The 12,270-nt window shown below is 62.2% G+C and carries 11 protein-coding genes; all 11 read left to right on the top strand.

Annotated elements, in window-relative coordinates; genetic code table 11:
- The coding region (locus tag QYS36_RS13575) for a tripartite tricarboxylate transporter permease (RefSeq protein ID WP_308839983.1) at positions 1-540 on the top strand (540 nt) is incomplete at its 5' end.
- A 52-nt stretch (positions 541-592) separates the two neighbouring features.
- Positions 593-1,564, top strand: coding sequence for a D-2-hydroxyacid dehydrogenase family protein (locus tag QYS36_RS13570; RefSeq protein WP_308839982.1), 972 nt, complete (start codon positions 593-595; stop codon positions 1,562-1,564).
- A gap of 958 nt (positions 1,565-2,522) precedes the next feature.
- Positions 2,523-3,680 carry an outer membrane beta-barrel protein gene (locus tag QYS36_RS13565; RefSeq protein WP_308839981.1) on the top strand — a complete coding sequence of 386 codons (1,158 nt, stop codon included), beginning with the start codon at positions 2,523-2,525 and terminating at the stop codon, positions 3,678-3,680.
- 135 nt (positions 3,681-3,815) lie between these two features.
- Positions 3,816-4,355, top strand: coding sequence for a polysaccharide biosynthesis/export family protein (locus tag QYS36_RS13560; protein WP_308839980.1), 540 nt, complete (start codon positions 3,816-3,818; stop codon positions 4,353-4,355).
- A 2-nt stretch (positions 4,356-4,357) separates the two neighbouring features.
- Positions 4,358-6,589: a polysaccharide biosynthesis tyrosine autokinase gene (locus tag QYS36_RS13555; protein ID WP_308839979.1), complete on the top strand. Its 2,232-nt coding sequence runs from the start codon at positions 4,358-4,360 to the stop codon at positions 6,587-6,589.
- A 46-nt stretch (positions 6,590-6,635) separates the two neighbouring features.
- Positions 6,636-7,361: a CpsB/CapC family capsule biosynthesis tyrosine phosphatase gene (locus QYS36_RS13550; protein ID WP_308839978.1), complete on the top strand. Its 726-nt coding sequence runs from the start codon at positions 6,636-6,638 to the stop codon at positions 7,359-7,361.
- Positions 7,362-7,432: 71 nt separating this feature from the next.
- The gene (locus QYS36_RS13545) at positions 7,433-7,600 is read left to right on the top strand and encodes a hypothetical protein (RefSeq protein WP_308839977.1); all 168 of its coding nucleotides are present in this window, start codon (positions 7,433-7,435) and stop codon (positions 7,598-7,600) included.
- A complete protein-coding gene (locus QYS36_RS13540) occupies positions 7,597-8,988 on the top strand; it encodes an undecaprenyl-phosphate glucose phosphotransferase (RefSeq protein ID WP_111461603.1) in 1,392 nt (463 codons plus the stop codon). The genes QYS36_RS13545 and QYS36_RS13540 overlap by 4 nt, the downstream gene beginning before the upstream one ends.
- A 55-nt stretch (positions 8,989-9,043) precedes the next feature.
- Entirely contained in the window at positions 9,044-10,390 is a 1,347-nt protein-coding gene (locus tag QYS36_RS13535) for a UDP-glucose/GDP-mannose dehydrogenase family protein (protein WP_308839976.1), read from the top strand.
- 201 nt (positions 10,391-10,591) lie between these two features.
- Complete coding sequence (locus tag QYS36_RS13530; protein ID WP_308839975.1) at positions 10,592-11,740, top strand: hypothetical protein; 1,149 nt, start codon at positions 10,592-10,594, stop codon at positions 11,738-11,740.
- Positions 11,741-11,805: 65 nt separating this feature from the next.
- Positions 11,806-12,270: GDP-mannose 4,6-dehydratase (locus QYS36_RS13525; RefSeq protein ID WP_308839974.1), on the top strand; the 465-nt coding region annotated here is incomplete at its 3' end.

Below are 12,270 nucleotides of genomic sequence, written 5' to 3'. Positions count from 1 at the left end.
GTTCCCGGTTCCGGCACCACCGCGGTGATGCTCGGCGCTCTGACGCTCTACAACATCACCCCCGGCCCGCTGCTGTTCCGCGACCAACCGGACATCGTCTGGGGCCTGATCGCCTCGCTGTTCGTGGCCAACATCATGTTGATCATCATCAACGTGCCGATGATCAAGGTGTTCACCAAGATCCTTGCCGTGCCGTACTGGGCCCTGGTGCCGGCCATTGCCATCATCACCTCGATCGGCGTCTACGCGGTGCACGCCACGGCGTTCGACCTGTTCCTGATGATCGGTATCGGGGTGGCCGGCTACATCCTGCGCAAGATGGACTTTCCGCTGTCCGCCGTCCTGCTGGGGTTCATCCTCGGCGGCATGATGGAGCAGAACCTGCGCCGCGCCCTGTCGATCTCCAATGGCGAGCTGGGCATCCTGTGGAGCAGCTCGATCAGCCTGGCGGTATGGGCGCTGGTGGCATTGATGATAGCCTTGCCCATCTGGCGTATCTGCCGCGCCCGCCGCAAGGCAGCGGCACCGAGTGCCAGCTGATACTTCACCGAGTCAGGCTCCCCCTGGAGCCTGGAGCGTTTTTGGAGCCGCCATGCACATCGTCATTCCCGATGACTACCAGAACGTCATTCGCACGCTCGACTGCTACGCCACCCTGAACGGTCACCAGGTCAGCCTCTATCACGATGCCGTGGACGACGTGCAGGTACTCGCCGAGCGTTTCGCCGACGCCGACGCCCTGGTGCTGACCCGCGAACGCACCCGCATCGATGAAACACTGCTGAGCCGCCTGCCGAACCTCAAGCTGATCAGCCAGACCGGCAAGGTCTCCAGCCACCTGGATGTCGACGCCTGCACCCGCCACGGCGTGGCGGTGATGGAAGGTCGTGGCTCGCCGATTGCGCCAGCCGAACTGACCTGGGCGTTGATCATCAATGCCCGGCGTCAGCTGTTCCCGGCGATGCAGGCGATGTACGCGGGCCGCTGGCAGGTCAACCTCGGCCAGCGTCTGGCCGGGCAGACCCTGGGCATCTGGGGTTACGGCAAGATCGGCCAGCGCCTGGCCCGTTACGCCCAGGCCTTCGAGATGCCGGTGCTGGTGTGGGGCAGCGAAACTTCACGCCAGGCTGCCCTTGCCGATGGCCATCAGGCCGCTGCGTCGCGCGAGGCGTTTTTCGCCGAAACCGATGTGCTCAGCCTGCACCTGCGCCTGGCACCGAGCACCCGTCACCTGGTGACCGCCGCCGATCTGGCGCTGATGAAACCCAGCGCCCTGCTGGTCAATACCAGCCGCGCCGAACTGATCGCGCCGGGGGCGCTGCTCGCGGCCTTGAACGAGGGCCGGCCTGGCTTCGCGGCGCTGGACGTATTCGAGCAGGAGCCTCTGGTCGACCCCAATCACCCGCTTCTGCAACACCCTGGGGTGCTGTGCACGCCCCATCTGGGGTATGTCGAGCGCGAAGGCTATGAACTGTATTTCGGTGACGCCTTCGCCAATGTGCGCGCGTTCTTCGCTGGCGAGCGCTGCGTGCTGGCCAATCCGCAGGTCATCGCGAAAACATGATGGCCACGCATCGGTAAACGGTTATTCAACGGCAGGCCGTTACTTGATTAACGGCCTGCCGCTATCTGCAACTTCCCTCTCGGCGTGGCGGTGGCCATTATAAGGCCATGATGTCGTTATGCCTCTCTCAAGCTTATCGCCTGATACCAGTTGGCCAGCAGAGACGGAACTTCTTCCTATATATAAGAAGCACCGCCATGCACTATTGAAAAGCCATCAGGGCGTTTGAACGCATTATCCGTGATCAAGCGCCGTGCCTACCCATTCGCCCAACTACTCAAACCTGCTCCAGGTCGCTCGCTGCAGCCATCATCTGGCAATGGCTACAGGCCCATGGGCTCGGGCCATGCGCCGAGTGAGTCACCTTCATTCGTTGGCCGTGGCGGCAACAGGAATCTGCCCACCCATGTAATTGGCAACTTATATAACGACGGCGGCAGCGGAAAACTGCCGCCAATATTACGCCGATAGCCAAGCGTGTTTTCCAGCTCAGGAAACTTCAAGCAATTGCTCATTAAAAAGCCGGCACGAACATTGCTGCGAGCATTGCTGTTAGTTATATAACTGCAGCGCGTATTAATCTGCCTGTCATGCATTCACCTTAATGTCTGCCTGACCAATACGGCGCCTGGCGCCGGTGGCAATCATCGACGCGAGCGCTCTAGCAAGCCGAGTCGCCTGGATAGCCGATCCATGGTCGCACCGCCATGCAGCGTCCTGCCGCAGGATGCGCCAATAACATGCAGGAAAAAGTTCAGTGTTTTTTTATGGTGCTGAGGGTCACGACTTTCGCGGCCAACGGGGAACTTCTTACCGGAGCCGACAACCAATGACTCATGAAAAATGGCCGCAAGTCAATGCGATAGGTAACTGACATCCCCATGCCAGCTCCCTTTCGTCGCAATGCCGAACGGCTCTCCATAATCAAGCGATAGACCCCGGGAAGGGATTTGGCACCATGAAACTCACCAGAATACTGACGGCTTCATTAGCAGGTACGCTGTCTACAGCCAGCTGGGCAACCGACCCACAACACATCGACCTGGCTGGGTTCGAGTTCACGCCAACCCTGGACGTCGGTGAAAGCTACGACAGCAACTACCGCGGCCTCAACAAGGCCAGATCCTCCTGGGTGACCAGCATCAACCCTAAATTCCTGCTCAGCGCCGAAACCCGCAACACCGGCTACCAGCTCGAATACGAAATCGACGACCAGAACTACCATTCCGACGACAAGGCCAGCCATACCGATCAGCATCTGCGGTTTCGCAGCATCATGGAATTCAACTCGCGCAACCGCCTGCGCTGGAATCTGGGCTACCACCGTGTCGAGGAAACCACCGACCTGGCCGACCCGGACGATAACGAGAACGACAAGTACGACCGCGGCGTGGCTGGCGCCGTGTACACCTACGGCACCCAGACCGGGCTCAACCAGATCGACCTTGGTGTCAACTACGAGTCCATCCGCTATCGCAACAGCGGTGGCCTGAACGATGACCAGGACCGCGACAGCACTACCTTGAACTCCGTCTGGTACCACCGCCTGGGTGGCAGCACACGCTCCCTGGTCGAGGTGCGCCATACCGTCAACCAATACGTGCTCAGCGAGAGCGACCGCGACAGCACCGATGACGCCCTGTTGTTCGGCGCCACCTGGGATGCCACCGCCAAAACCTCCGGCACCGTGCGCCTGGGCGCCCAGCGCAAGAATTTCGACAGCAACAGCCGCGAGGACTACACCAGCCCGATGTGGGAAGTGGGTGTAGCTTGGGAACCGCGCACCTACTCCACCGTCAAACTCGACACGCGTCGTTCTTTCGACGAAGGCGAAGATGGTGCCAGTACCGTTCAGGACACCACCACGCGCCTGGGTTGGGAGCACGAATGGTCGGCCTTCATCAGTTCGGAGCTGTTCTACCGCTACTCCGAGCGTGACTACAAGGCAACCGAGCGCAAGGACGACCGTACCGGCTATGGCCTGGAGTTGACCTACTCGCCGCTGCGCTGGGCTGATGTATCGCTGGGTTACCGCCACACCGACAATGATTCGAGCGTGCGGGAAAAATCCTATGACCGGAACATCTATCAGCTGTCGCTGAGCTTGAGCCTCTAGCACCCGGGCTCCTCAGCAGGGTGACGACGCTGTCGTCACCACCCCTATCAACCCTTTCCCGTTTGCCCTAGCAGGCGAGCGGCGGGCGCCCTTTTCCCAGCGCCTGATGAACTAGCAACTACAAGGAGTATGCGGATGTCAGTCCACCATCTGTTCAAAGCCTTCTCGCTGCTGCTGATGCTCGCATTCGCAGCTGGCGCACAGGCCAACCCGCAGTATCGACTGAGCTCTGGCGACGTGATCAAGATCAGTGTGTTCGGCGAGCCGGATCTGTCCTTCGAGGAAATCCGCCTCAACGATGCTGGCACCTTCTCCTACCCGTTCCTGGGCGCGATCGAGGCCAAAGACAAGACCGCAGCCGACATCGAACGCATCATCACCGAGCGCCTGAAGGCTGACGGCTATCTGGTCGACCCACGTGTCTCGGTCGCCGTCACCACCTACCGCGAGTTCTACATCAGCGGCGAAGTGAAAGCCCCCGGCGGCTACCCCTATCAGCCCGGCCTGACCCTGGACCGTGCCATCGCACTGGCTGGCGGCCTGACCGAACGCGCTTCGACCAAACGTATCACCATCGCACGCGGCAGCGGTGAATCCCGCGCCTCGGAAAAAGCCACGCTCGACACCCTCGTCAAGCCGGGTGACACCATCACCATCGATCAAGGGTTCTTCTGAATATGAACAGTCCTGCACGAACGATCCGACAGTGGCAGCCCTCGCCCTCGGAAGCAGATAGCGATTACATCGACCTGCGGCGCATCTGGAATGCCGTATGGATGCGCAAGTGGGCCATCGTCCTGTTCGTCGTGGTGGTCACCCTGATCACCGCGGTTGCCGTTTCCCGCATGACGCCGATCTACCGCGCCGTGGCCACGGTGATGATCGAGACCAAGGGCACCCAGCTGGTGTCCTTCCAGCAGGTCACCGACACCACCGGTGCGGTCAACGAATACCTGCAGACCCAGCTCGGCCTGGTCAAGAGCCGTGTAGTGGCCGAGAAGGTGGTGCGTGAGCTCAACCTCACCGAACACCCGGATTTCGACCCGCGCCAGCAGCCGCAACCGCTGATCAATTTCGGTGGCATCGTGCGCGGCGTGCAGAGCGTGCTGTCGTACACCGGCCTGGTGGACGAGCCCAAGCCGTCCGAGCCGATGAGCGAAGCCGAGCTGATGGACATCGTGGTCAAGAACCTGATGGACCGCACCAACGTCTGGGTCGAAGGCAAGAGCCAGCTGGTCAACATCTCCGTCGACCTGCCGGACCGCCTGACCGCCGCGGCCATCGCCAACTCCATCGCCAGCAACTACATCGACAGCCAGCTCGACGCACAGATGGAAATGTCGCTGCAGGCCACCACCTGGATGAACACCCGCCTCACCGAGCTGCGCAGCTCGCTGCAGGAAGCCGAGAACCGCCTGCAGGCCTACCGCGAGGCCGAAGGCCTGGTGGACGTCAACGGCGTGGCGACCATCAGCAACAACGAACTGTCGCTGACCGGCGACCGCATGATCGACGCCCGTCGCCAGCGCGCCGAGGCCGAAAGCCAGTACCGTCAGGTGCAGTCCATGGGCAGTGGCGACTGGCGCCGCCTGGCCAGCGTGCCGGCCGTGCTTGGCAACCCGCTGATCCAGCAGTTCAAGTCCGAAGAAGCCCGCGCCCGCGCCAAGGTCGAGGAGCTGTCGCGCCGCTACGGTGATCGTCACCCGGCCATGCTCGCTGCCAAGTCCGACCTCAGTGCTGCCTCGGCAAGCCTGCGTGCCCAGGTCGAGCAGGTGGTCGCCAGCATCGAGCGCAACTACCAGCTGGCCGTGGCCAACGAGAACTCGCTGAACGCTTCGTTCGACAAGAACAAGGAGCAGATCCAGGACATCTCGCGCAAGGAATTCAAGGTGCGTGAGCTGACCCGCGACGTGGAAAGCAACCGCTCGCTGTACGACACCTTCATGACCCGCCTGCGCGAAACCGCAGCGACCCAGGACGTCAACTCCAGCAACGCACGCATCATCGACCAGGCCATTGCCCCGCTGCAGCCGGCCGCGCCGAACCAGAAGCTGCTGATCGTCCTGGCCGCCGGTCTTGCCCTGGTATTCGCCATGGCCCTGGCCATCGTTCGCGACTTCCTCAACAACACCTTCAAGAGCGCCGACGACGTCGAGACCAAGCTGAACCTGCCGGTACTGGGCATCGTTCCGCTGATCGCCAACAACGCCAAGTACACCGCCGCGCACCTGTTCGAGCATGGCGAGGACGCGCGCTTCTGCGAGTCGATCCGCACCATTCGAACCAGCCTGATGCTGGCCGACACCTCGCGCCCGCAGAAGGTTCTGGTGGTCACCTCGTCGTCGCCCGGCGAAGGCAAGAGCACCCTGGTGGCCAACATGGCGTTCGCCCTCAGCCAGCTGCAGCGCGTGCTGCTGATCGACGCCGACCTGCGCCGCCCGACCCTGGCCAAGAGCTTCGACTTCCCGGTCGGCACCCCCGGCCTGGCCAACCTGATCACCGGCAGCGCCAAGGTCGAGGAGTGCATCCACAACATGGGCACCAACCTGGACATGCTGCCGGCCGGCGCGGTACCGCCAAACCCGCTGGAGCTGCTGGCCTCGCCGCGCTTCGCCAAGTTCCTGGAGATGATCAAGGAGCGTTACGACCACATCATCATCGATTCGCCACCCAGCCAGGCGGTGAGCGATGCCGTGCTGCTGTCCACCTTCGCCGACTCGGTGATCTACGTGGTCAAGGCCGACGGCACCTCCATCCCGATGGCCCAGCGTGGCGTCGGCCACCTGCTGCAGAGCGGTGCCTCGGTGATGGGCGTGGTGCTCAACCAGGTGGACGTGGAAAAGGCGGCGCGCTCCGGCGACTACAGCGGCTACTACGACCACTACGGCTACAGCGACCGCAAGGCCTGATCGCCACCATGACCGACAACCAGCGCATGACAGCAGGAGGTGCCCGATGATCGATCTGCACAATCACCTGTTGCCGGGCATCGACGACGGCCCGGCAGACCTGCCGACCGCGCTGGACATGGCCCGCCTGGCGGTAGCCAACGGCATCAGCCACGTGGTCTGCACGCCGCACATCCATATCGGCCGTTACGACAACGACAGCAAGAGCATCGCCGCGACCTGCAGCCGCTTCAACGCCGCGCTGCAGGAGGCCGGCATCGACCTGAAGGTCGCCGCTGCCGCCGAGGTGCGTTTTTGCGGCGAGCTGATGACCCGCGTGCTGGATGGCAGTATTCCGTTTCTCGGCCAGTGGGAAGGCAAGAAGGTGTTGCTGCTGGAATTTCCCCACGGGGAAATGCCGTTTGGCGCCGAACGCCTGACCCAATGGCTGCTGGACAAGGGCGTGGTGCCGCTGATCGCGCACCCGGAGCGCAACAAGGCGCTGATGAACAACCCGAGCAAGCTCAAGCCGTTCATCGAACAGGGCTGCCTGCTGCAGGTGACGGCCGCCTCTGCCGCTGGTCGTTTTGGCGAACGGGCAATGCACCTGGCTCACGAACTGCTGAGCAATCGTGTGGTCAGCATTATGGCGACTGATGCCCACAACCTGGATCACCGCCCTCCCCTATTACAAGAAGGTCTCCTGCAAGCCGCCCGGATCCTGGGCGAGAGAGAGGCCGAACGTCTGGTCATCGACACGCCCTGGCGCATCGCACACCAGCATTTCGCTTAGTTGACTGCCTGATTAACGCGTGCCTGTCGGTTCAGGCCGCAGGATTCGTATTTGTTGGAGGTTGGAAAACCATGCGTCGAGAGTTCAGTTTCAGGGCGCAACCCTTTCAGCAGGCGCTGATGCGCTGCACGACCCTGGGCACGCCCGCCACCGCGTCAAACAAGGACATGTCGCCTCTCGTGCATTTTCCGGAGGCCACTTACTTCATCGAAGATTTGCACGAGGATCGCCGCAAATGATTTCCAAACGGATCAATCCTGCCGAAAACCGCAGGGGACTCACGTTCTGGGGTCAATGGACCTGCGCCATTACTCTGGTCAGCATGCTGCTCTGCTACCTGGTCGTCCAGCGCTACGGTGACGTACCCACCGAGTACCGCCTGCTGATCGTCCTCACGGTGCTGGGTTCGGTACCGGCCTACGGTCTGCTGCGCGTGTACCACAAGCGCCTCGGCTACCTGACCGGCCTGGGCCACCTGTTGGGCGGCTGGCTGACCCTGCTCGCCGGCCTGCTGTTCATCGCCTACTTCAGCCAGAGCCTGGAGCGCTTCTCCTTCGAGATCATGCGTGAATGGGCGCTGCTGGGCTTCCTGGCCCAGGCCATCGCCTTCATCCCGCTGCGCTACTTCGCCCGCCTGCATTCGGAGAAGCTGCGCAACGAGCGCGTCTCGCTGATCATCGGCTCCGGTGAGAAGGCCCACGAGCTGGCCGAGCGCCTGAGCGCCTCGAACCGTGTGCCACTGGTTGGCCTGATCGCTTCCAGCGACGATGCGCAAACCCAGGACGGCCGCTTCCCGATTCTCGGCAAGCTGCAGGAGCTGCGCGAAGTCACCGAGCAACATGGCGTGCGCCGCGTGTACATCGCCCTGACCCTGGACGAGATCTCGCACATCGAGAAGCTCTACATCGACCTGCTGGACATGAGCGTCGACGTGGTCTGGGTGCCGGACTTCGGCAGCATGCCGCTGCTCAACCAGTCGATCTCGCAGATCGAGCAGCTGCCGGCCATCTACCTCAACGAAAGCCCGATCAGCTCGCACCCGGCTGCGGTATTCAGCAAGGAGCTGATGGATCGCACCCTGGCCTTCCTGGCGCTGGTGGCCCTGAGCCCGGTGTTCATCGCCGCGGCCATCGCCGTGAAGCTCTCCTCGCCCGGCCCGGTGTTCTTCCTGCAGCCGCGTCATGGCTGGAACGGCGGGGTGATCCTGGTGTGGAAATTCCGCTCGATGCGCATGCACGACGACAAGGTCGTCAAGCAGGCGACCCGTGAAGACCCGCGCATCACCCCGGTCGGCCGCTTCCTGCGCCGCACCTCGATCGACGAGCTGCCGCAGTTGATCAACGTGCTGCGCGGCGAGATGTCCCTGGTGGGCCCGCGCCCGCACGCCGTGGCCCACAACAACTACTACAGCGACAAGATCCTCGCCTACATGGCCCGTCACCGCCTCAAGCCGGGTATCACCGGCCTGGCCCAGGTGACCGGTCATCGTGGTGAAACCGAAACCCTGGAAAAAATGCAGCAGCGCGTGGAGAAGGACCTGGCCTACATCAACAACTGGTCCCTGTGGCTGGACATCAAGATCCTGGTGAAGACGCCCTTCACCCTGTTCTCGCGCGACATTTATTGAACGCGCCCACTTTGGCGCACGTAACGATTAACGCTCACTCAAGGAAAGTTTATCCATGAATATCACTGTCGTTGGAACCGGCTACGTCGGCCTCGTCACCGGCGCCTGCATCGCCGAGATGGGCAACACGGTTGTCTGCGTGGATGTCGATCCGAAAAAGATCGAGAACCTCAAGAAAGGCATCCTGCCGATTTACGAGCCGGGTCTGGAGACCGTGGTGGAAGAGAACTTCGAGGCCGGTCGCCTGCTGTTCACCACCGCACTGCCGGAAGCGATGGAGCAATCGGACATCATCTTCATCGCCGTCGGCACGCCGCCCGGCGAGGACGGCTCGGCCGACCTGCGCTACGTGCTGGAAGTGGCCCGCCAGATCGGCAGCCTGATGACCCGCCACACCACCGTGATCAACAAGTCCACCGTGCCGGTGGGTACCGCCGACCTGGTGCGCGCCGAGATCCTCGAGCAGCTCGAGCTGCGCGGCAAGGACATCAGCTTCGACGTGGTCTCCAACCCGGAATTCCTCAAGGAAGGCGCTGCGGTCGACGACTTCATGCACCCGGACCGAATCATCATCGGCACCGACAGCGAGCGCGCCCGCCAGGTGATGAGCGAGCTGTACGCACCGTTCATCCGCAACAACCCGCGCATCAAGTTCATGGGCGTGCGTGATGCGGAAATGACCAAGTACGCGGCCAACGCCATGCTGGCCACCAAGATCTCCTTCATGAACGAGATCGCCAGCCTGTGTGACCGCCTCGACGTGGACATCGAGAACGTGCGCCTGGGTATCGGCTCCGACCAGCGCATCGGCTACCACTTCATCTACGCCGGCTGCGGCTACGGCGGCTCGTGCTTCCCGAAAGACGTCAAGGCGTTGATCAGCATCGCCCACCAGAACGACTTCGAGCCCAAGCTGCTGCAGGCCGTCGAAGCCCGCAACGACCAGCAGAAGCAGTCGCTGTTCAACAAGCTGGCCGCGCACTTCGAAGGCGACCTCAAGGGCCGCACCTTCGCCGTCTGGGGCCTGGCGTTCAAGCCGGGCACCGACGACATGCGCGAAGCCCCCAGCGTGGTGCTGATCAACAGCCTGATCAACGCCGGCGCCAAGGTCAAAGCCTTCGACCCGATCGCCCGTGAAACCGCAGCGCGCGAGTTCCCCGAGCACTGGCTCAAGGAAGGTCGCCTGCAGATCGTCGACGGCCAGTACGAAGCCGCCATCGATGCCGACGCCCTGGTGCTGGTCACCGAGTGGAAGCCGTTCCGTCGCCCCGACTTCAAGGCCCTGAAGAAGCTGCTCAAGCAGCCGGTGATCATCGACGGCCGCAACCAGTACGACCTCGGCCAGGTGAGCCGCGAAGGCTTCGACTACTACGGCATTGGCCGTAAACAAGTCAACGGCTGAGCCAACGCTGACATGGACGTCATCACCCACACCCCCTTGGCCCAAGCAGACATGCCTTGGGCCATAGCGCCGCACTCCCCGTCTGCCACTGCCAGCCGCCTAGCTTGTGCTCAGGCGTGCGACGCGGTGCGCGCTCGGGGCGGCGTGGGGTGCCAGCCGTGATTGGCTCAACCCTTTTTTGAAGAGACCGGTTTCGATCCCATGACCGAACAATTACCCACCATCGTCGTCATCGGCTACAACCGCCCCAAGAGCCTCAGCCGTTTGCTGGGCTCGTTGATCGCGGCGCAGTACCCCGAAGGCAACGTGCGCCTGGTGATCAGCCTCGACAACTCCGGCAACCCGGAGCCGCGCAAGGTCGCCGAAGCGTTCGACTGGCCCCACGGCGAGAAGCGCATCATCGCCCACCCGCAACGCCTCGGCCTGCGCCAGCACGTGCTGAGCTGTGGTGACCTGACCGAGCAGTACGGCGACGTGATCATCCTCGAGGACGACCTGTTCGTATCGCCGTTCTTCTACGACTACACCAGCAAGGCCCTGCAGGCCTATGCGGACGACGCCGGCGTGGCCGGTATCAGCCTCTACAGCGTGCAGTTCAGCCAGACCGTCGACCTGCCCTTCATGCCGGTCGACGATGGCGATTCCCACGTGCACTTCATCCAGATGGCCGCCTCCTGGGGCCAGGCCTGGTCGCGCCGGCACTGGCAGGGCTTCCGCCAGTGGCTGGAAAGCAACGGCACCGACATCAGCCATATCGACGGTATCCCGGCGGACATCCGCGGCTGGCCGGAGTCCTCGTGGCTCAAGCTGTACACCGCGTACATCATCTCGAAGGATCTGTACTTCGTGTACCCGTTCCGCTCGCTGACCACCAACTTCGGTGACCCGGGCCAGCACTTCAACATCGCCTCGTCGCGCTTCCAGGTGCCGATCCAGCAGAAGGCGGTGGACTACAAATTCCCGCGCCGCGAGGACAGCCTGGCGGTCTACGACGCCTATTGCGAACTGCTGCCGGCGTGCATCAAGCGCCGCAATCCCGTGCTCGCCGACTACGACTTCACCGTCAACCTGTACGGCAGCAAGACCTGCAAAGGCCTGCAATTGACCCGTACCAACGCCCGTGGGCTGCACAATTTCGCCCTTTCCATGAAGCCCATGGAACTGAGCATCCTGCACAACATCGAAGGTGAGGGCCTAGCCCTGATCGACACCGCCGACCTTATCAGCGACAGCAAATCGCGGCAGAAGGCGGAATACGACATCTACCGTTTCTTTTACAAGTTTCCGTCGGTACGGATCATTTTTCTCGGCGTCATGGAACGTCTGCAAATGCTGCTCAAGCGCGCCTGATCCACCGACCGCGCGCAGCAATTTGGCTACAGCTCTCTAATCAATTGGACATCGCAGGTATTGCAATGGAACAGAAAAAAGCTCTCATCACCGGTATCACAGGTCAGGACGGTTCGTACCTCGCCGAGTTCCTGCTGGAAAAGGGTTACCAGGTGCATGGCATCAAACGCCGCGCGTCGTCCTTCAACACCCAGCGTGTGGATCACATCTACCAGGATCCACATGTCGACAACCAGAACTTCATCCTCCACTACGGCGATCTCAACGACTCGTCGAACCTGACCCGCATCATCCAGGAAGTGCAGCCTGACGAGGTCTACAACCTCGGCGCGCAATCCCACGTGGCGGTCAGCTTCGAAGCTCCGGAATACACCGCCGACGTCGATGCCATGGGTACCCTGCGCATCCTCGAGGCCATCCGCCTGCTGGGCCTGGAAAAGAAAACCCGTTTCTACCAGGCCTCGACCTCCGAGCTGTACGGCCTGGTGCAGGAAACCCCGCAGAAGGAAACCACCCCCTTCTACCCGCGC

It is taken from the genome of Pseudomonas sp. G34 (genome assembly GCF_031119625.1).
Classification (GTDB): Bacteria; Pseudomonadota; Gammaproteobacteria; order Pseudomonadales; family Pseudomonadaceae; genus Aquipseudomonas.
Note: the sequence above shows the minus strand (reverse complement) of the source record. Positions and strands in the feature narration are given on the sequence as shown.